24 protein-coding genes are annotated in these 19,097 nt (G+C 64.8%); 10 read left to right on the forward strand and 14 right to left on the reverse strand.

From position 1 onward, the window contains the following. Positions 1-14 precede the first annotated feature (14 nt). Both IVB54_RS26205 and IVB54_RS26210 read right to left on the reverse strand, forming a co-directional pair. The gene (locus IVB54_RS26205) at positions 15-1,382 is read right to left on the reverse strand and encodes an NAD(P)-binding domain-containing protein (RefSeq protein WP_018458505.1); all 1,368 of its coding nucleotides are present in this window, start codon (positions 1,380-1,382) and stop codon (positions 15-17) included. Between the two features lie 50 nt (positions 1,383-1,432). Next, positions 1,433-1,750 carry a helix-turn-helix domain-containing protein gene (locus IVB54_RS26210; protein WP_018458504.1) on the reverse strand — a complete coding sequence of 106 codons (318 nt, stop codon included), beginning with the start codon at positions 1,748-1,750 and terminating at the stop codon, positions 1,433-1,435. 129 nt (positions 1,751-1,879) lie between these two features. On the opposite strand from IVB54_RS26210, the gene IVB54_RS26215 reads away from it, so the two are divergent. The 3 genes from IVB54_RS26215 to arsC are packed head-to-tail and all read left to right on the forward strand — an operon-like array spanning position 1,880 to position 3,337. Further along, complete coding sequence (locus IVB54_RS26215; protein ID WP_018458503.1) at positions 1,880-2,242, forward strand: metalloregulator ArsR/SmtB family transcription factor; 363 nt, start codon at positions 1,880-1,882, stop codon at positions 2,240-2,242. Continuing rightward, positions 2,235-2,939 carry an MIP/aquaporin family protein gene (locus IVB54_RS26220; RefSeq protein ID WP_018458502.1) on the forward strand — a complete coding sequence of 235 codons (705 nt, stop codon included), beginning with the start codon at positions 2,235-2,237 and terminating at the stop codon, positions 2,937-2,939. The genes IVB54_RS26215 and IVB54_RS26220 overlap by 8 nt, the downstream gene beginning before the upstream one ends. After that, the gene (gene arsC, locus IVB54_RS26225) at positions 2,936-3,337 is read left to right on the forward strand and encodes an arsenate reductase (glutaredoxin) (RefSeq protein ID WP_018458501.1); all 402 of its coding nucleotides are present in this window, start codon (positions 2,936-2,938) and stop codon (positions 3,335-3,337) included. Before IVB54_RS26220 ends, arsC begins: the two co-directional genes overlap by 4 nt. A 34-nt stretch (positions 3,338-3,371) precedes the next feature. Here arsC and IVB54_RS26230 read toward each other — a convergent pair whose 3' ends face one another. The 5 genes from IVB54_RS26230 to IVB54_RS26250 all read right to left on the reverse strand — a co-directional run bounded on the left by IVB54_RS26230 (position 3,372) and on the right by IVB54_RS26250 (position 7,895). Continuing rightward, positions 3,372-4,751 (reverse strand): carbohydrate porin, encoded by a 1,380-nt coding sequence (locus IVB54_RS26230; protein WP_247375655.1) that lies wholly within the window; start codon positions 4,749-4,751, stop codon positions 3,372-3,374. A gap of 177 nt (positions 4,752-4,928) precedes the next feature. Further along, the gene (locus IVB54_RS26235) at positions 4,929-5,906 is read right to left on the reverse strand and encodes a tripartite tricarboxylate transporter substrate binding protein (protein WP_026233596.1); all 978 of its coding nucleotides are present in this window, start codon (positions 5,904-5,906) and stop codon (positions 4,929-4,931) included. Positions 5,907-5,981: 75 nt separating this feature from the next. Next, positions 5,982-6,887, reverse strand: a complete 906-nt coding sequence (locus IVB54_RS26240) for a VOC family protein (RefSeq protein ID WP_018458498.1) — start codon at positions 6,885-6,887, stop codon at positions 5,982-5,984. A 16-nt stretch (positions 6,888-6,903) separates the two neighbouring features. After that, positions 6,904-7,392, reverse strand: coding sequence for a zinc-binding dehydrogenase (locus IVB54_RS26245; RefSeq protein WP_247776500.1), 489 nt, complete (start codon positions 7,390-7,392; stop codon positions 6,904-6,906). Then, positions 7,389-7,895, reverse strand: coding sequence for an alcohol dehydrogenase catalytic domain-containing protein (locus IVB54_RS26250; RefSeq protein ID WP_247776501.1), 507 nt, complete (start codon positions 7,893-7,895; stop codon positions 7,389-7,391). Before IVB54_RS26250 ends, IVB54_RS26245 begins: the two co-directional genes overlap by 4 nt. Positions 7,896-8,007: 112 nt before the next feature. Here IVB54_RS26250 and IVB54_RS26255 point away from each other — a divergent pair, with 112 nt between their 5' ends. From IVB54_RS26255 to IVB54_RS26265, 3 genes are all read left to right on the forward strand, one after another. Beyond that, positions 8,008-8,709 carry an FCD domain-containing protein gene (locus IVB54_RS26255; RefSeq protein ID WP_018458496.1) on the forward strand — a complete coding sequence of 234 codons (702 nt, stop codon included), beginning with the start codon at positions 8,008-8,010 and terminating at the stop codon, positions 8,707-8,709. Positions 8,710-8,802: 93 nt separating this feature from the next. After that, positions 8,803-9,666 (forward strand): fumarylacetoacetate hydrolase family protein, encoded by an 864-nt coding sequence (locus IVB54_RS26260; protein WP_018458495.1) that lies wholly within the window; start codon positions 8,803-8,805, stop codon positions 9,664-9,666. A gap of 9 nt (positions 9,667-9,675) precedes the next feature. After that, positions 9,676-10,269, forward strand: a complete 594-nt coding sequence (locus IVB54_RS26265) for an amino acid synthesis family protein (RefSeq protein ID WP_018458494.1) — start codon at positions 9,676-9,678, stop codon at positions 10,267-10,269. A gap of 9 nt (positions 10,270-10,278) precedes the next feature. On the opposite strand, the gene IVB54_RS26270 is transcribed toward IVB54_RS26265, so the two are convergent. Continuing rightward, entirely contained in the window at positions 10,279-11,106 is an 828-nt protein-coding gene (locus tag IVB54_RS26270; RefSeq protein ID WP_247776502.1) for an MBL fold metallo-hydrolase, read from the reverse strand. Positions 11,107-11,201: 95 nt separating this feature from the next. On the opposite strand from IVB54_RS26270, the gene IVB54_RS26275 reads away from it, so the two are divergent. Then, complete coding sequence (locus tag IVB54_RS26275) at positions 11,202-12,059, forward strand: LysR family transcriptional regulator (RefSeq protein WP_018458492.1); 858 nt, start codon at positions 11,202-11,204, stop codon at positions 12,057-12,059. On the opposite strand, the gene IVB54_RS26280 is transcribed toward IVB54_RS26275, so the two are convergent. Next, a complete protein-coding gene (locus IVB54_RS26280) occupies positions 12,056-12,817 on the reverse strand; it encodes a hypothetical protein (RefSeq protein WP_247776503.1) in 762 nt (253 codons plus the stop codon). The genes IVB54_RS26275 and IVB54_RS26280 overlap by 4 nt on opposite strands. A gap of 15 nt (positions 12,818-12,832) precedes the next feature. Further along, on the reverse strand, positions 12,833-13,021 hold the full coding sequence (locus IVB54_RS26285) for a hypothetical protein (protein ID WP_018458490.1): 189 nt from the start codon (positions 13,019-13,021) through the stop codon (positions 12,833-12,835). 253 nt (positions 13,022-13,274) lie between these two features. Between IVB54_RS26285 and IVB54_RS26290 the strand changes: the two genes are divergently transcribed. Further along, positions 13,275-14,261, forward strand: a complete 987-nt coding sequence (locus IVB54_RS26290; RefSeq protein ID WP_018458489.1) for a DUF2336 domain-containing protein — start codon at positions 13,275-13,277, stop codon at positions 14,259-14,261. On the opposite strand, the gene IVB54_RS26295 is transcribed toward IVB54_RS26290, so the two are convergent. The 3 genes from IVB54_RS26295 to IVB54_RS26305 are packed head-to-tail and all read right to left on the reverse strand — an operon-like array spanning position 14,258 to position 17,262. Beyond that, a complete protein-coding gene (locus tag IVB54_RS26295; RefSeq protein ID WP_018458488.1) occupies positions 14,258-14,602 on the reverse strand; it encodes a DUF1491 family protein in 345 nt (114 codons plus the stop codon). The genes IVB54_RS26290 and IVB54_RS26295 overlap by 4 nt on opposite strands. A 55-nt stretch (positions 14,603-14,657) precedes the next feature. Then, positions 14,658-15,353: a peptidoglycan-binding domain-containing protein gene (locus tag IVB54_RS26300; RefSeq protein ID WP_018458487.1), complete on the reverse strand. Its 696-nt coding sequence runs from the start codon at positions 15,351-15,353 to the stop codon at positions 14,658-14,660. Continuing rightward, on the reverse strand, positions 15,346-17,262 hold the full coding sequence (locus IVB54_RS26305; protein WP_088930786.1) for a PAS domain-containing sensor histidine kinase: 1,917 nt from the start codon (positions 17,260-17,262) through the stop codon (positions 15,346-15,348). Before IVB54_RS26305 ends, IVB54_RS26300 begins: the two co-directional genes overlap by 8 nt. A gap of 384 nt (positions 17,263-17,646) precedes the next feature. Here IVB54_RS26305 and IVB54_RS26310 point away from each other — a divergent pair, with 384 nt between their 5' ends. Together IVB54_RS26310 and IVB54_RS26315 are read left to right on the forward strand one after the other, a co-directional pair. Beyond that, positions 17,647-18,072, forward strand: a complete 426-nt coding sequence (locus tag IVB54_RS26310; RefSeq protein ID WP_018458485.1) for a DUF5330 domain-containing protein — start codon at positions 17,647-17,649, stop codon at positions 18,070-18,072. 68 nt (positions 18,073-18,140) lie between these two features. Continuing rightward, positions 18,141-18,572 (forward strand): SufE family protein, encoded by a 432-nt coding sequence (locus tag IVB54_RS26315; RefSeq protein ID WP_018456863.1) that lies wholly within the window; start codon positions 18,141-18,143, stop codon positions 18,570-18,572. 5 nt (positions 18,573-18,577) lie between these two features. Here the strand turns inward: IVB54_RS26315 and IVB54_RS26320 are convergent, their stop codons facing one another. Further along, the gene (locus IVB54_RS26320; protein ID WP_018456864.1) at positions 18,578-18,994 is read right to left on the reverse strand and encodes a MucR family transcriptional regulator; all 417 of its coding nucleotides are present in this window, start codon (positions 18,992-18,994) and stop codon (positions 18,578-18,580) included. Positions 18,995-19,097: the final 103 nt, after the last annotated feature.

A 19,097-nucleotide genomic window follows, 5' to 3' on the forward strand; every position in this document is an offset into this window, starting at 1 on the left:
TGCAAGAACCGACTTCATAAACAACCGCACCCCGAAGCGCCGGCCTTCTTTGCTGCTTCGTCGGCGGCGCAACAGGCCGTTGATTCCTGCTTCGCCGGCCCACCGCAACATCCTGATACGGCGCCGGCGGCTTCGACGCCGCCGCGCGTGCAGACGCCGGTCTCCGGTAGCACGAGCTCCACCCTTGCGGCGGCTTTCTTGTCGCCGGCGAGATCGGCCGCAATCGAGCGCACCTGCTCATATCCTGTCATCATGAGAAAGGTTGGCGCGCGACCATACGACTTCATGCCCGCCATGTAGAAGCCCGGCTCTTCGTGCGCGAGCTCGCGGGCGCCGTGCGGGCGCACGGTGCCGCAGCTGTGCTCGTTAGGATCGATCAGCGGCGCCAGGGCGACCGGCGCCTCGATAGCGGGATCGAGCCGCAGGCGCAATTCGGACAGGAACGAAAAATCGGGACGAAAGCCCGTCGAGACGATCAGCTCGTCCACGATCACGCTCCGTCCGCTGCAACCCGAGCCGGCCGCGATCTCGAGGCGGCCCTCGGTCTCAGCCAGATGCGTGACGCCGAATTCGGTTTCCACCCTGATCTTGCCGGAGGCAACGAGCGCAGCGAACGCACTGCCGAGCTCTCCGCGTGCAGCGAGCTTGTCATTCCGGCCGCCACCAAACGCCTTGGCGGGATCGGCGGCGCGCAACAGCCAGATAGCTTGCGTCCCCGGCGCCTCGCCCGCGAGATGCACGAGATCGATCAGTGTGCCCACCGCGGAGTGGCCAGCGCCAAGCACCGCAACGGTCCTCCCGGCATATCTGGCGCGACCGGCCCCCCGGACATCGGGCATGCCGTAGGCGATGTGGCCAGCGCATTCACGCTCGCCGATCGCGGGCAGACCATTACCTCCGGCAGGATTGGGCGAGAACCATGTACCTGATGTGTCGATCACCGCATCGGCGCGCAGCACTTCGGGGCCCTTGCCGTTCTGGTAGCGGATTTCGAAAGGGGCCAGCTCACGCCCCTTCGTCTTCGCCTTGTCGAAGCCGACGCGGCTGATAGCGGAGACACGGCTGGATGTCCGGATCACCTCGCGCAATGGCGTTCGCGTCGCAAGCGGCGTCAGATATCGATCGATCAGCTCGCCGCCGGTCGGATAGGCGCTCGGGTCCGGCGAATTCCATCCCGTCGGCGCGAGCAGGCGCGCGGCGGCCTTGTCGACATTGTACTCCCACGGCGAGAAGAGCTGGACCTGCTGCCACTGGCGCACCGCGTGCCCCGCTTCGGATCCTGCCTCCAGAACGATGGGTGACATGCCACGCTCCAGGACGTGCGCAGCTGCTGCGAGTCCGACAGGCCCTGCCCCGATGATGGCGACCGTCTTAGCGTTCATTCGGCTTCTCCCATACTTCTAAATTCATCGAACAATATCAGCCAAAAAAATCACGCCGCCGTTTGCGTCGTCTTGCATCCGACTTCGTCTGCGCAGCACTCCGCCGCCAGGAAATCGACCAGACCCCGCATCGCGTCGAAGTTTGCGTGGCAAATCAGAGTCGTCGATTCCCGGACCTGGCTGACGAGCCCGACCGAGACCAGGGTCTTGATGTGATGCGACAGGGTCGACGCCGGTACCTTCAGCTTGTCCTGCAAGCGACCGACGGGCATGCCGGAGTGCCCGGCCCGGACCAGGGCCCGGTAGATCTGGAGTCGCGTCCGGTTACCCAAAGCTTCGAGGCGTGCTGCTGCGTCGTCGATCTTCATGGCCGCCACGATGCGCCTGCCGATGTCAACTGTCAAACCATATTTCTAGAATATTCGAAATAACTATTCGGTCGCCCACCATGGAATTCCGGATTGACGCGTTCCAATTAGTTCCATAAGTCTGGATATATGGAAACAGAAGAAGCCGTCCTGGCGCTCGCCGCGCTGTCCCAGCCGACCCGACTGGAGGCGTTCCGAACGCTTGTCCGGCACGAGCCCGATGGCCTTGCGGCGGGCGATCTCGCCCGCCTGCTGGAAGTCCCATCGAACACGCTATCTGCCCATCTGTCGATCCTGACGCGCGCGCGCCTCGTCACCTCCGAGCGGCACAGCCGTTCGATCGTCTACCGCGCCAACCTCACCGAATTCCGCGACGTTGCGGTCTTCCTGCTGCGGGATTGCTGCGGCGGGCGGCCGGAAGTTTGCGAGCCGGTCGTCGAAACCCTGCAAGCCTGCTGCAAGCCGAGACGAAGGGAGCGGAGCCGTGCCTGATCAATTCGATCTTCCGCGCCGCCTCGCGGCCGAGGCGCTCGGCACGGGCATTCTCGTCGCCACCGTGGTCGGCTCCGGCATCATGGCGGAGACGCTGACCAAGGATGTCGCGCTTGCGCTTCTCTGCAACACGTTGCCGACCGGCGCCATTCTGGTCGTCCTGATCACCGTGCTCGGACCGATCTCCGGCGCGCACTTCAATCCGGCCGTCACGCTGGTCTTCACCGGCAAGCGCGAGCTACCGGTGAACGACGCCGCACTTTACGTCGTCGCGCAGATTGCCGGCGGCATCGCGGGAACGATGGCGGCGCATCTGATGTTCGGGCTGCCGCTGCTCGATTTCTCGGCGAAGGTGCGAACCGGGGGACCGCAATGGTTCGCCGAAGCCGTCGCCGCCTTCGGTCTGGTCGCGACGATCGTCGCGGGCATCCGTTTCCAGCGGGCGGCCGTCCCCTGGCTGGTCGGCCTGTACATCACGGCGGCCTATTGGTTCACGGCCTCGACCTCGTTCGCCAATCCGGCCGTGGCTATCGCGAGGTCATTGACCAACACGTTCGCGGGCATACGTCCCACCGACCTGCCCGGATTCATTCTCGCGGAGCTCTGCGGAGCCTTTGCCGCCATGCTGTTGATGAACTGGCTGCTCGGACCGCCCCAGGCGCGAGGCCCCATCCCAATCGCGGAGACTACCTTATGAGCGTCACGATCTATCACAACCCCGCCTGCGGCACCTCGCGCAACACGCTGGCGATGATCCGGCAAAGCGGCGTCGAGCCCGACGTGATCGAATATCTGAAGACGCCGCCGTCGCGCGAAAAGCTCGTCGAGCTCGTCAAGGCCCTCGGCATCTCCGTTCGCGCGCTGCTGCGGGAAAAAGGCACGCCCTACAAGGAGCTCGGCCTCCACGACCCCAAATGGTCGGACGACGAGCTGATCGACCAGATGCTCGCGCACCCCATCCTGATCAACCGTCCAATCGTGGTGACGCCCAAGGGCACACGCTTGTGCCGGCCCTCGGAAGCCGTCATCGATCTCCTGGACAATCCCGTCGGCCGGTTCGTGAAGGAGGATGGCGAGGTGGTCGAGGCGCGATGATTGCCGACATGGCCTCACTCGCGTTTGCCTCGACTTAAAATTTCAGGGTCGTGCGCAATCCGAAAACCGAGGCATTGCGCAATGCCCGTCCCGGCAGCGGACTAGCCGGAGCCGTCGCGCCGCCACCGGGATGGACGATGTATTGAAAGTTCGGCTGAACGGTCCAGCCATCCTTGATCTGGTATTGATAGACGGCCGTGAGCAGCCCCTCGAAGCTTCGCACCGGCCAGCGCGGATCGACGAACCTGGCATAATCGGCGTCGAGCGTCTGGGCCCGTTTTGAGACATGCGCATACCCGGCGGCAATGCCGAACTTGTCGTCGGGGCGTGCATTGCTGAGCCCGATGAGCTCGACGCCGCCATCTGCATAGACATCGACCAGATTGCGGTCAGCCGGCGCGCCGGACACGCGTGCGAAAATGCCGATGCCGCGATCGTCGCTGTTCGGCACCCGATAAATCTGCTGCTCGAAGACCGCCCAGGCTCCAATATCGCCCGACAAGAGCCGCGGTTCCCCGCTGCTCGTTGGCGCGGCCAGCGAGACGCCGTTGGATGCGAAGCGCTGATCCCCGAACGATCCGAAATGACGCCAGCCACCGACCTTGAACTGGCCGGTCAAGTTCGGGTCACCCTTCCTGTTATTCCAGGCATATTGAACCTGGCCGAGCAGAAGCGGCGGATCGTTGACCCGGAAATTGACGCCATACCGGTTACGCTCCTGCGGATCGCCGGAACCGGGCCCGGCCTGGTCGCCATCGAAAATCGCGCCAAGGACGGACAACTGGTCCGTCACGTTCCACAGGAGGCGCGCGCCCACGGCCGCCAAGGGCGGCGACGGCCCGCCGCTTGGCAAAGCAAGCGACGTGATCGCCGGCCAACCCATCGAGGCGTTGGTGAACACATCCGTGTACTTGGTATTGAAGAACTCGCTGTCGGCCGCCAGCTGCCCGAGCTTGAGCGATAGTTTCTTGTCGCCCCACTGCTTCTCGAAATAGGCCTCGTAGAGTCGCGTCGAGGGCAACGCTTCGATCCCGCTGACGACGAAGAAATTCTGCAGATTCGAGCGCGAGAGGCCTTCGCCGTGGATCTGAAACATGTTGGCGTGAAAGGTCAGCTTGTCGATGCCGACGAGTTTTTCGAAATCCAGATCGACGGCGAGATTGAGCCTGCCTTCGTAGACCGCACCTTTCTTCAGACCGCCGGTCGGATTTCCGAGCACCTCGCCGATATAGGTGGCCGCAAACTTCACCCCGTACTTTTGCCAGGGGTTCGGCAGCAGCCCGAGCGTTTTCTCCTCGATGGTGCTCTCGCCTGTATCGGGATCGGCAGGCTTGTCGTCGTCGGTTTTCTTGTCTTCCTGAGCCGCGGACTGGGCAGCCGCGACCAGGCAAGCCGCAACGATCAACGCCCGCATCGAATACCTGATTGCTCTGGCGGCCACGCTCACCTCCCGAGCGATCAATGACGCACGCCGCTGCCCGACATTCAAGCGGGCCGTCGAACAATGTGCGCCGGCGCGGAAATCCGATTCGCGCGCTGTTAACTACCGCATGCGCGAGGCGGTACTATGTTCACTTTTGCACTTCGACCATCAGATCTTCGGGATCTTCGCCCGCTCCACCACGCCGATCCATTTGCTGATCTCGGTCTCGATCAGCGTCTTCATCTCCTCCGGCGAGCTGCCGCGAACCTCGCCGCCGACGGCGGTCTCCAGGCGCTGCTTGAGGTCGGGATCCCTGAGTGCATCCAGCGTCGCCGCATTGAGTGCGGCGATGATGCCGGGCGGCGTTCCCTTCGGGGCCAGCAGGCCGGCCCAGGTGCGCACGTCATATCCCTTGATCCCGGCTTCCTGAACGGTCGGCACGTCGGGCAACAATGCGGTGCGCGTCGGCGAGGTCACCGCCAGGCCGCGGATCGCACCGGCCTGGATCTGCGGGGCGAGCAGGACCGGCGTGCCGACGATCACCGGAACCTCTCCGCCGAGCAGCGCGGTGACGGATTGGGAATCGCCGCGATAGGGCACGTGCACGATCTCGACGCCGGCGGCTGCGTTCAACAGCTCTCCTGCAAGATGGTGCGTGCTGCCGAAACCGACCGATCCAAAGCTGAGCGCACCGGGCTTCTGCTTTGCCATGGCGACGAGCTCGCCCAGCGATTTTGCCGGATAGTCGCTACGCACGGCAATGACGAGCGCGTAATAGACCAGCGTCGAGATCATCTCGAAGCTCTCGGCCGGCTGGTAGGCGAGGCTCTTGTAGGTCGCCGCGGAAATGGCGTGAGCGCCGGTGACGAGCCCGATCGTGTAGCCGTCGGGCGCCGCCTTCGCGATGGCATCCGCGGCGATGTTGCCGCCGGCGCCCGGCTTGGCCTCGACAATGATCGGCTGCCCGAGCTTTTTCGAGAGCCCGTCGGCGATGATGCGCGACAGCGTGTCGGCCGCGCCGCCGGCGGCAAATCCATGCAACAGCCGGATCGGGCGCGACGGATAATTCTCCGCCGACGCCGAAGTGGTTGCGAAAAAACCGCCAAACAGAAAAATCGCCGCAGCAAGCCGCTTCATCCGTTGCATGGATGCGTCCTCCCTTTTGGTTGTTCTATCGTTGGCCGCGACGAGGCGGCGTTTCTTCAACTCGCGTTTGATCCGCTAGCGGGCGAACTCCGTGCATTCAGGCGATGGCGGCATGCCCCAGACGTCGCGCGGCAGGCCGACCCAGACTTTTGGCCGCTGCGGTCGATCGCGATGCCAGGGACGCGGCTCGAAATAGCCGAGCGCCTCGTCGGTCATGCGGTCGAGATCGAAGAACAGCTCGACCACATGCCCGTCGGGATTGCGGTGGTAGATCGCGGTGTTGTGCCCGGGGCCATGACGCACCGGCCCCCAGAGAACCGGCAGCTTGTGCCGCGCGAGATGATCGCAGGCCTCGTGCATGTGGGCGGCACCACGCAGCTCGAACGCGACATGATGCAGGCCACGGACGGGCGCGCGGGCGAAGTTCAGCGTGTGATGTTCGAAGCCGCTGCGCATGAACACGAAGCGATCCTCGATCCAGTCGGAGACGCGCAGGCCCATCATGTTCGCGTAGAACTCCGAAGCCGCGCGCGGATCGGGCGTAGCAAGCGCGACATGGCCGATCTTGCTGACGGCAAGCGCTCCGATCCGCTCCTGCGCGGGCGTCGGCGTCCAGCCCTGGATCAACTCGAAGCGCGTTCCTTCGGGATCGCTGAACGACAGCAGCCTGGAAACGCCAGGCAGGGGATCGCTCTGAAGTTCGGGCCGCAGATCGGCCTGCTTCAGCGCCGCGCCGAGCGTCTCGATCTGGACATCGGGAGCTATCTCGAAGGCGATGCTCGTCAGCGCCGCGTGGCCGGGTTCGATCACCAGCGAAAGCTGCTCGGCATCGTTGGCGAGGAAGATGCGGTTGCCGTCGCGGCCGACGAGGCCAAGACCGATCGCGGCGCGGTAATAGTCGAGCAACCGCTCGGGATCTGGCGAGGCAAAGCTCGCGTGCCGGAGCCGGGTGAAGCGTGCAATGGGTGCTTGTGTCGTCATTGTGCGATCCACCCCCTCATGGCGTCATGATGATCTTGCCGAGCGCGGAGCCCTGCTCGAGCAGCGTGTGGGCCTGCCTGACCTCGTCGAGCTTCAGGACCGCCGAGATCGCCGGCTTGATCGCATTGCGGCTCAGCGCGTCAATCACATTGCGCATGAGCGCGCGACGCCCGTCGCGATCGTGGTCGTAGATATGAAAGGAGAAGCAGCGTATCGCCGGGCAGATGTCGAGATGGTCGCGCATCGCCGCCATCAGGTTTTCTTCCGGCAACCCGGCGAAGGCGTTGTACGACAGCAGCGTCCCCCATTTGCCGAGCGCGCCGAGATAGCCGGTGAACTCAGGCCCACAGACGTGATCGAGCACGAGGCCGACGCCCTCGCCCTTGGTCAGCTCGCGGGCCCGCGCCACCACGTCTTCGCGGCGGTAGAAGATGATCTCATCGGCGCCGTTGCCCCGCGCGAATGCGGCCTTCTCCTCGGTGGAGACCGTGCCGATGACATTCATCTGTGCGAGCTTGGCAAGCTGTACCAGCGCGTGCCGACACCACCCGCCGCCCCGATCACCAGCACGCTCGCCGGTGCGCGCGGATGGCGGCACTCGTGCAGCAGCGCGTAAGCGACCTGGTAGTTCGACAGGCACACGGCCGCCTGCAGATCGACATTGTCGGGCAGCACATGAATGGCGTCCGCAGGCGCGACCACATAGTCGGCGTAGCAGCCGCCGCGCTGCGACAGGTCGCGTGCGCTCAGCAGCACCTTCTGGCCGATCGCAAGCCCCTCGACGCCGGACCCGAGCGCGGCGATGCGGCCGGCGACGTCGTTGCCCGGATTGGCCGGCAGTGGCGGCATCCATTTGTAGACGCCACGCCGGATCAGCACATCGGGCTGCCCAACGCCGAACGCTTCGGCGCGAATCTGCACCTGGCCTGGTCCGGGCACAGGCACCGGAAGCTCAACCAACTCGAGTGCATCCGGCCCACCCGGCTGACGCACCAGCACCGCTCTCATGATGTCACACGCCTCCCCAGCTATATTTTCGAAAATCATACCGTTTACGAAAATTATTGCAAGATGGTCGTTGGCGCGGCATGTTGAGCCATCGATTCAAATGACAGAAATCATGTCCGAAAGCGCCATTCGCTCCCGCAAGGAATTCGGCAAGACCGTTGCCGCCGACATCACCCATCGGCTGCGCGAGGAGATCATTGCCTGCGGCCTGGCGCCGGGCGAGCCGCTGCGATTCGACGTCCTGCGCGAACGATTCGGCGTAAGTTTCACGACGCTGCGCGAGGCGCTGACGGCGCTTACCGCCGAAGGCCTGGTCGACGCGCAGGAGCAGCGCGGATTTCGGGTGGCGCCGGTCAGCCGCCAGGACCTGGTGGAAGTCACCGATGCCCGGGTGCTGATCGAGGTGGAATTGATCCGCCGCGCGATCGAGCGGGGCGACGACGACTGGGAAATCGCCGTCATCTCGACCCTGCACAGATTGAAGCGAATCGAGCAGCGCGATCCGGAACATCCCCTGCGCGATCCCGAATGGAAGATCGCCCACCGCCAATTCCACCAGGCGCTGGTGTCCGCCTGCGGCTCCGCGACACTCCTCGCCATTCGCGCCGATCTGTTCGATCGCGCCGAGCGCTATCGGCACCTTTCGGCCAATTTCCGCCCCCGCCCGCGCGACAAGGCCGGCGAGCACCAGGCGATCATGCAAGCCGCCATCTCGCGCAATCCGGATCTCGCGGTGCAGCTGATCGAGGCGCATATCCGCACGACCGCCGACAACGTGGCGACCTACGCCGCGCATCTGCTCGATACCGAATAGGCGGCAACGGCTTTTTATCGCCGCGGGCTTGCGCCTCGCCTGATTTTCGAAAATAATAGGCAAGATCGAAAATGCCAACCTTTTAGGCGTACCATGAAGCTGCTGTCGTTCTTGGATGGGAATCGGGAGAGCTGGGGCGCCGTTGCCGAGAATGGCGTGGTGGATCTCGGTCGCGCCCTGCCCCAGTATCCTGTTCTCGCGGACTTCCTCGGCAGCGACGACTATGCGCGGCGCGAGGCCATCGTCGCCGGGCACAAGCCCACAATGGCGCTCAGTGACGTCAAATATCTGCCGGTGATCCCGCGTCCGGAGAAGATCGTCTGCGCCGTGCGCAATTATCTCGACCACCACAATGAAGCCGTGGCGTTCGGGATGAAGCGCGAGATCACGGAATTTCCGCCGATCTTCCTCCGGGTCTGGCGCTCCCAGGTCGCGCACAACGCGCCGGTGATCCGGCCGAAAGTCTCGGACAATTTCGACTGGGAGGGCGAGCTTGCCGTGGTCATCGGCAAGAGCGGCCGTCACATCAGCCAGGCCGACGCCTGGGATCACGTGGCAGGCTATTCGATCTACAACGACGTCAGCGTGCGCGACTGGCAGCGTCACGCCCAGCAGATCGCCTCCGGCAAGAACTTCGTCGGCACCGGCCCGTTCGGACCATGGCTGGTGACGCCGGACGAGATCGGCGATCCCACCAAATTGAAGCTCGAGACGCGCGTCAACGGCGCGGTGGTGCAGTCGTCCGACACCTCGATGCTGATCTTCTCGATTCCGCGGCTGATCGAGTACAGCTCGACCATCTTCGACCTCGTCCCCGGCGACGTCATCGCCACCGGCACGCCGGCCGGCGTCGGCTTCACTCGCAAGCCGCCTGTTTTCCTCACGCCCGGCGATGTGGTCGAGGTCGAGATCGAGAACATCGGCGTGCTGCGCAATCCCGTCGTCGACGAAGCATAGCGCCTGCGCATGTCGTCTCAAGACGTGTCCCATGACATCCGCAAGACCGCGCTTAGCGTCGAGACCACCTGGCACGAGCGCGGTCCCCGGCTGGAGAAGCCTCTGCTGGTCGGGACGGCCATTGCGGTGATCCGCAATCCTTTCGCGGGCCGCTTCGAACCCGACCTGATGCCGTTTCAGGCATCCTTGCGCGAACTCGGGCGCGAGCTCGCAACACGGCTGATCGCGCAGCTCGGCGGCGCCGCGCAGATCGAAGCCTATGGCAAGGGCATCATCGTCGGCGAGGACGGCGAGCTCGAGCACGGCGCGGTCTGGCACGAGGCCGGCGGTCAGGGCATGCGCGAGGTGCTCGGTCAGCCCAAGGCGATCGTTCCGGCGGCGAAGACCATCGGCGGTCCGGGCACGCGGCTCATGGTTCCGCTCGGGCACATCCACGCCGCCTATGTCCGCAGCCATTTCGGCACCGCGGAGATGACGCTGTGGGATTCACCACGGCGCGACGAGATCGCCTTCGGGCTCGTGATGGCGACCGGCGGCCGGCCTCACGCGCGCATCGGAGGCCTCGCGGCATCCGCGATCTCCGCGCACGACGGACAGCGCTGACGGGCGCGATCAATGCGCGTTGCAGCGGCAACGCTCGTAATCGACGGGATCATGGCTGTTGACGATCGTGACGCTTTCGCCGTGGTTCAGCTTCAGCGCGCGCAGTCGCACCTGGTTGGCGATCCGCATGCCGCGGTCCATGTCGGCGCGACGCTGGAAATAGCCCAGCACCAGCGGCATGCGGGGCGATGCGTCGAGCTGGCCGTGATGGAAATAGCTGTCGCCGGCGTGCAGCAGCCATTTGTCGCCTGATCGCACCGCGATACCGCAATGGCCGAGCGTATGGCCGGCGAGCGGGATCATCAGGATGTCCGCCTCTGCGTCGCCGAGGGCGCGCACGCCCTTGAAACCGAACCAGTCTTCGCCGGCTTCGCCATAGAATGTCCAGCTCGGTCCATGGCTCCACTGCCCGGTGACATAGCGCCCTTCCGGCGGCGCCGGCTTGCGCTGCACCGCCATGTCGTATTCGGCGCGATGGACATGGATCGCGGCATGCGGGAAGTCCGGCACGCCGCCAGCGTGATCGCGGTCGAGATGGGTCAGCAGCACATGGCGCACGTCCTTGGGGGAATAGCCGAGTGCCTTCACCTGTTGCACCGCCGTCTCCGCCGGATCGAGCCTTGGCGCGGTCTGCCGCAGCCATCGTCGTCCCAGCCGATCGGGCGTTGCGATATCGCCAAGTCCAATGCCGGTATCGACCAGGGCGAGCCCGTCATTGGTCTCCACTAGCAGGCAATGGCAGACCATGCGGGCGCGCTGGAACAGGCTGCCGGTGCCGTTCACGAGGCGCCGCCCCATCGGGCACATCGTGCCGGTGTTGAGATGGTGAATTTTCATCGCGCGTTCCCTGCCTGTTGTGAGCAGAGCGTTCTTGTCATCGTTAGATCCATAGGTAAAATATCGAATATTGATAATATCTCTAGGCATATCCTATGGACATACGCGAACTCCGCTACTTCGCCGCCGTCTACCGCGAGCGCAACCTGACCGCGGCGGCGCGCGTCTGCTTCGTTTCGCAGCCGTCGATCTCCACCGCGATCACCCATCTGGAGGCCGAGCTCGGCACCACGCTGTTCATCCGGCACAAGAAGGGCGTCGCGCCAACCGCCTCGGCCGAGCAGTTTCACACGCTCGCCCGCCGCATCATCGACGAGACCGACGCGGCGCGCAGCCTGTTCAGGAGACCGAGCACCAAAACCAATGTGACGCTCGGCCTGATGCGCACGCTCGACGTGCCCCGGACGATCGCACTGCTCAAGCCGCTGACGGCGCGCGCCGACATCGCACTCCGCCTCGTCGGCAGCGACGAGCGCGCCGACGCGCGGATCATCTCCAAGAGCGTGCTGCGCGCTGACGAACATTTCGTGGCGCTGTGGAGTGAGCGCTATGTCGCAGCGCTGCCGCCGTCGCATCCGCTGGCCCTGAAGGAGAAGCTTCGCACCGCCGATCTCGCCGGCGTCCCCTTGATCGACCGCTGCCATTGCGAGCAAAGCGAGTTCTTCCGCCGCAACCCGCAGGCCCGACAGACCGCGGCGATCGCGCAATCAGAGGATTGGGCCATGGCGCTGGTCGCAGCCGGCGTTGGCATCGCCATCGTCCCGGAAGGCGTAGCGCGCGGCAATCCGGATGTCGCGGTGCGCGAGATCGAGGTCAAGGTCAAGCGCGAGGTCGGGCTCGCCTATCGCGCATCCGTGCCGCTACCGGATGCGCTGAAGGATCTTGTCAGCAAGCTCCGGAAGCAGCGGCGCAAGCCCGCGGGGCAACGATCGCGCGCCCGCGGAAAATCCTAACCCATCGAGACGACCGCACGGCCGTAGGGCGGCTGGGCCGCGACCGGCGGGTTGGCGGTCTGGGCGGCGAGTTCGCCGATCAGGCGGTCGGCATCGGCGGCCATGCCGTCGGGCGCCTGGATCACCAGCCGCTCCAGACCCCAGCGATAGGACGACACGCGCTGCTCGAGGCACTGCTGCACCCACTGGATGATCAGCGAATTCTCCTGCATGCGCTCGACCGCGTCCTCCTTCTCCTTCGGCGAGAGGGAGGAGACGCGCGCCATGCTGGCATTGCGCTTCTTGTCGAGGTCGATGACGCGGATCGCGGAGGCGAAGAACGGCTCGAAGCGGGTGATGTCGTTGCGCACGTCTTCCATCAACTGCGTATAGCGCGAAGAATGCGAACGGTGCGGCTCGTCGATCAGCGTGCGACCATACATGGTGCGGTCGAACACGATCGTTTGCCGCCAGGGCGAGGGCAGCGCTTTGTAGTCGCCGAACACGCTCTTCCAGGCGGGCCGCGACAGCGGCGGCTCGATCAGGGGATAGGCGAGGTCGCGAAGCTGGCGCTCCTCGTCGGTGAGCTGGAATTGGGATGGCTTCAGGCCAACGCTGGAGGTGACTTCCGCGCCCAGCCAGCGATGCATGTCGTCGCTGCGCATGTCGGCACGGGTCCGGCCGAAATCGCCGCCACTACAGGCGGCAAGCGTCGCGCCCAGCACTGCGAGCATGAGGGCCGTTACGATGGGCCGGATCTGACGGAGGTTCTCCGGCATTGCAAAGTCCGAAGGCTAACGGCGACGACGACGGCGCCCCGGCGCTGTGCCCTGCTCCGGCCCGTGATCGCCGCTGGTTTCGTCGCTCTCGCGCTCGATGCGGATCACGGGAAGGATCAAAATCGTGCCCATGTCCGCGCGCGGAGCCACGTCCACCGACGCGCCCACCCGGCGACCGGCCGGAAATTCGATGATGGTCCCCATATCAGCTCTCTTCAATTGCCGCGCGACCCGGCGCGCCTCTGCAACATGGGGATCATTAAGATCAGTTCATGGTTAACGGGGTGTAAACGTGCCGGCGGCACCGTAACCGCACGGGCGGGACCCACCGTCCCGTTGCGGCACGAGAACGCTTCAAAGCAGGCGTTCGGCTTCACGCCTCGTTTTCCTTAACGAGCCTTTAAAGGAGCCCGCGATAGGCTCCGGCGAGTATCTCTTCCAGGTCGCGTATCTCTCCATGACCAAGTCGTTGTTTCCAGGATTCGACGGGCTGATGACCCTCTCCCGTCGCGAAGGCGTCGATGTTCGTCCGACGCTGCTGCGCGTGCTGACCGACCTCTATGTCCAGTCGAGCACCCACAGCGACGACGAGCAGCGCCAGTTCGTCGAGCTCGCCACACGACTGATCGACCAGGTCGACGACGCGACGCGCGCGGCCGTCAAGGCGCGGCTTGCGATCTATCCGTCGACGCCCGCCCCGATCATGCAGAAGCTCGGACTGTCGGCCGCGCAGGAGGGCCGCAGGGTTCCGCTCGCGCGCGAAACCCCGGCGCCCGCCTCTGCTCCCCCTCCTGCCCCCTTGCCGGTTCGCACGCCAAGCGACGCCGAGCTGCGCATGGCCTCGAACATGGCAATGCAGCCAACGGACGCGGCCGATATCCACGACATGTTCTTCCGCGCCGGCGCCCCCGAGCGCGCGCTGATCCTGCACAATCTGGCGCAGACCCCGCTGAAGGCGGCGCCGCGGATTCCGATCGTGCGCGCCAAGCGCGCGATCCAGATCCTCGAGATGGCGGCGATCGCGGGCGATGTCGAGAATTTCACCTCCGAGCTCGGCGACAGCCTGATCCTGCCCTCGCGCGTCGCAGCCCAGATCGTCGACGATGCAAGCGGCGAAGCGCTCGCAGTCGCCGCGCGCGCGCTCGACATGCCGAGCCCGGTGTTCCAGCGTATCCTGCTGTTCTTCAAGCCGGAGATCGGCAACTCCGTGACCGACGTGTACCGGCTGTCGCGTCTTTACGATCGCCTCAGCGATCGCGCGGCGCTGGTGATGCTGGCCGCCTGGCGCGGCTCGACGCTCGCCGTCACCCGCGCAAAGTACCAGCCCTCGCTGCATGACAGCGAGCGCCAGCGCGCACGTGTGGGCGCAAGCCAGACGCGCCCGGGCGTGCAGCCCGGCTCCGCGCCCGCGGTGCGGACAGGGACTGACGGATCGGATCGTTAGGCCTTCGCCAGCTCGAGAAAATGCCGCCCGGCGCGGTCTTCGGTCTCGACGATCCAGATATCGGAGTCGAAGCGGATTTCCTTGGTCAGGCGCTCCTCCACCGCGGGCTCCGGCATCGGTTGCGGCGCAAGCGGCACAAAGAAGCGATCGACCGGCCGACCGTCGTCATAAGAGGTCTGCGGCGCCGGCACATAGAGCATCGCATTGCCGTCAAGCAGCGAGACCTTCACGAACACCGCACCCGCCTCCTCCGCGCCGCGACGCCGCACCGCGCCGTACACGCCCTCGGTCTGGCACCGGCGCAGATAGGCTGAGACCCAGATATTTGATTTCAAACGCATGGAGCGCACGATAGGACAGCGCTGCAATCAGCACCAGCCTTCGCAACAGTCACGACTATTCGACGGGGTGTCCGATCGCGGCGCCGAGCTCGCGGAGCAGGCGGTCGGACAGCTGGCCGGTGACCTGCATCTTGTGCTCGCGCTCGAATTTCTGGATCGCGGACTGGGTCTCGGCGCCCATCGCCCCCGTGATCTTCAAATTCCCGTAGCCATATTCGGACAGCGCGCGCTGCACGCCGGCGATGCGCCGCGCGGCCGGGCTCTGCTGCACGGGGATCGGCGCCGGAGGACGCGTGACGGAGGGCGGCGCCGAAATCGTTTGCTTGACCAGATTGGTCATGGGATCGCCCGAGCGCGGCGTCGATGCGGTCGCCTCGACGGGCCTCTCCGGCGGCTTTTCCGCAGGTCTGGGTTCGGCACGAAACTCCGTCGCTCTCGGCTCGAGCGGCGAGGTATCGGCGCCGACGGGACGCGGACGCGGCAAGGGGTTCGACAGCGCCAGGGACGACGGTGCGGGAAGATTGATCACGGTGCCGAACATCGGCGCTGGATGCCGGCCGGTCTGCAGGAACAGCGCATTGGCAACGATCGCGCCGATGGCGGCAACGGCGACGAGACCGGCCAGGGTATCCTTGGGGCTATGCAGCAGCACGCGCAGCACGAGATTGCGCTCGGTCTCGACATCGATGACCGCGGCCTTGGCGCCACGGCGGCGCGGAGCGGCTTCGTCCTTGGCAGACTTTTTAGGCACTTTTCTTCACCAGAGCGGGTTGGTCCTGAACTTGGTCGTGAGGATGGTCCTGAACTTCCTGGCGTAGCACCGGCGTCAGGGTCGCGATCTTGCTCTCGCTCGCCTTGCTGTCGGACATCTTGCCATCAGAAGTCTTCATATCAGACGTCTTGGCTTGCGGCGTGTAGACGAGCGGCAGCTTGACGGTGACGGCAGTGCCCTCGCCGAGCCTGCTTTGTACCGTCAATTCGCCGAGATGCAACGCCACCAGGCTCTTCACGATCGAAAGTCCGAGGCCGGTGCCTTCGTGACGGCGCTGATAGGTCTTGCCGGCCTGGAAGAACGGCGCGCCGATGCGCTTGAGATCGTCAGGCGCGATGCCTATACCGGTGTCGCTGACGCGCAGCGCAAGCTGCGAGCCCGAGACCGCGGCCGTGACGGTGACCTGACCGCCACGCTCGGTGAACTTGACGGCGTTCGCGACGAGGTTGAGCACGATCTGCTTGAAGGCGCGCGGATCGCCGGTCATGACAGGCAGGTCCTGCGGCGCATCGGTGACGAGATCGACGCCGTTCTCCCGCGCCTTCAGCGCCAGCAGATTGCAGCAATGCATCAATGATGCACGCGGCGCGAACGGTTCGGACGCCATCTCGAAATTGCCCGACTCCATCTTGGACATGTCCAGGATGCCGTTGACGACCGAGAGCAGATGCTGGCCGGAATCGTTGATGAGCTGGGCGTATTCCCTCCGCTGGGCCGCGCCCAGCATCAAGGTCTGCTCCTGCGTGATCATCTCGGAGAAGCCGATGATGGCGTTCAGCGGCGTGCGCAGCTCATGGCTCATGGTGGCGAGGAAGCGCGTCTTGGCGGCGTCCGCCGCCTCTGCAGCGCTGCGCGCCTGATCGAACGCCTGCTCCCCCAGCTTGCGGTCGGTGACATCGCGCATCACGGCGACGACATCGGCCTCGCGCGTGGCATCACGGCCCAGATCCTGATCGAGCGGGCGGCAGCGCATCTCGACCCAGATGAAATCAACCTGGCCGCGCTCCGAGCCGGCACGCTCCCGGCGCAACCGGAACTCAACGCTACGCACGTCGCCGCGCGCGGCATCGGACAGCGCCGTCAGATACGCCGGCCGATCGGCGACATGGACGCGATCGAACAGGCCGTGGCCGAGCAGCTGCGCGACGGGCACGCCGAGCATGGCTTCCACCGCCGGTGAAATGAACTGCACCGCGCCGTTGCGCTGATGCCGCGAGATGACGTCGCTCATGTTCCGCGCCAGGAGGCGGTAACGCTCTTCCTCACGCAACAGGAGCGCAACGCTGGTGCGCGCGAGCGATTCCGCTCCGAAGGCCAGACCTGCGGCATAGAGCGTCGCCGAGGCGACGCCGAACGCTATCAGCACGCCGCGTTCCGCAGCGCTGGTATCGCCAATCGTCAGCCAGCCGAGCTGGCTGACGAGGATCAGGATGCCGGCGCAGGACAGCGCCAGCAGCGAGGCAAAGGCCGCGACGCGGCGCGAGGCCGACAGCGCAGCTTCGAGGGGAACGACAACCAGCCAGATTGCGGCGAATGATTCGATGCCGCCGGTCGTCACCGCAACCGCCATGATCAGGCCCGAGAGCGCCAGCGACGACAGCACATGCGCGCCTTCGTAACGGCCGGTGCGCGACAGGAACCAGGACAACAGGATCGGCGCAATCAGCCAGGCGAAGGCTGCCACCTCGATCGCGCTCGGCGCGCCGCGCATGGCGAGATAGACCGGGAATGCGGCAAAGGCGGCTAGGCTGCCGAGCAGCCGCGGGGCCATGAAGGCACGATGGCGCGCTCGCGTCAGCGCGTCGTAACGCGCGGAGGGATGCAGCAGCGCATCGAGACAATCGCGGATGATACTCAAAACTGTCACGGGTCTCGCGCTTCGGCTCATTCGTCGGGAAGACGCGCCGGAACGCCTCCTTATCGTTGAGCCACCGTGTCAGAGCGACCTTAAACGAACACTAAGGCATCGCGGCGCGCCGCCGGACACCCCGTCATCGCAGGGCTTTTTAGACGATTTGACGACGTCATCGGCGAGGATGGTGAACACAGGGTTTCACCGTGATGCGCATGGTTTCGAAATGGTGGACGGGCGTGGCGGCAGCGCTCACGGCACGGACGTCAATCGAAAATTTACGACACCATCGATAGCAAAGATTCTTGAGTCAATTTTCCGCGAATTAAGCGGAAGGCAATCACTTGCGATTTATCGAGAGTTGCTAGGTCCGACATCCGCGGAGATCGCCGCGGCGGGATCTAACATACAGGTCGCAAGATGCGCTTTCTGCTTCGCATCACATTCTGGCTCGGGCTGGTGCTGGTGCTCCTGCCGCGGGACAAGACGCCCGAATCGGACAAGCTGCCGCAGATCGGCGCTGCCGACGCGGTGCAGGCTGCGACCGCGGCCGTCTCCGACATGACCCAGTTCTGCAAGCGCCAGCCAGCGGCCTGCGAGGTCGGCGGACAGGCCGCCACCATCATCGGCCAGCGGGCGCAGGACGGCGCAAAGAAGATCTACCAGATCATCAACGACAAGAAAGAGCAGCTCGAGAAGCCCGACAAGAAGGCGCCCGACCACACCGGCTCGATCGCGCTGGCCGGCGAAGGCGATCTTGCTGCGAGCGAGGCGCCGCGCGACACCCTGTCCCAGGACGACCTCGCGCTGGAATGGCGCGGCCCGGCGCCCGCGACAGCGAATTAGGGCCCAAACCCTATCGATTTCGGCGCTTTGCGTCCCTATATTGGCCTGAACGGGAACTTTGGGCCAGCATGACGACGATCGATGAAATCAGGGATAATTTCGAGATTCTGGACGAGTGGGACGACCGCTATCGGTACGTCATCGAGCTCGGCCGCACCCTGGAACCGATGTCCGAAGCCGAGCATTCGGCCGAGAACAAGGTGAATGGCTGTGTCAGCCAGGTCTGGCTTCAGAAGCTGATTGATCGTCGCGATGACGGCGCGCCGATCCTGACATATCGCGGCGACAGTGACGCCCACATCGTGCGCGGGCTGGTCGCGATCGTGCTGTCGCTTTACTCCGGCCGCACGCCACAGGAGATTCTTGCGACCGACGCCATTGCCGTATTCGACGAGTTCGGCTTTCGCGACCATCTGACGCCGCAGCGTTCCAACGGCCTGCGCTCGATGGTCGAGCGGATCAAGACCGACGCGAAAGAGGCGCTCGCGGAAGCGTCGTAGAAACTCTACTTCCGCTTCCGCTGCTGCTGTCCCAGTCCCATCTGCTTCGCAAGCTGCGAGCGGGCCACCGCATAGTTCGGTGCGACCATGGGATAGTCGGCCGGCAGGCCCCATTTCTCGCGATATTGCTCCGGCGTCATGTTGTATTGGGTGCGCAGATGGCGCTTCAGCGACTTGAAGCGCTTGCCGTCTTCCAGACAAACCAGATAATCGGGCGCGATCGACTTCTTCAGCGAGACCGCCGGCTTCGCTGGCTCGAGCGGCGCCGTCTCGGTGCGGCCTGACGAAACGCGCACCAGCGCGCCATGCACCTGGCTGATCAGATTCGGAATCTCAGCCGCAGGCGTTGGATTGTTGCTGAGATAGGCCGACACGATGCCCGCCGTCAGCTCAACGAAATTCTTAGCCCCAGCATCCGACATAAGCCCCGCCTTTCTCCACCTTGCGTCTCACGCGAGAGACGACGCCAAAGTATTCCGTGTCAACAATACGTTCGGCTGAAATGGGACGACTAAGGAATCCGGG

Origin of the sequence: Bradyrhizobium sp. CW1 (assembly GCF_023100665.1) — a bacterium.
Taxonomy (GTDB): domain Bacteria; phylum Pseudomonadota; class Alphaproteobacteria; order Rhizobiales; family Xanthobacteraceae; genus Bradyrhizobium; species Bradyrhizobium canariense_D.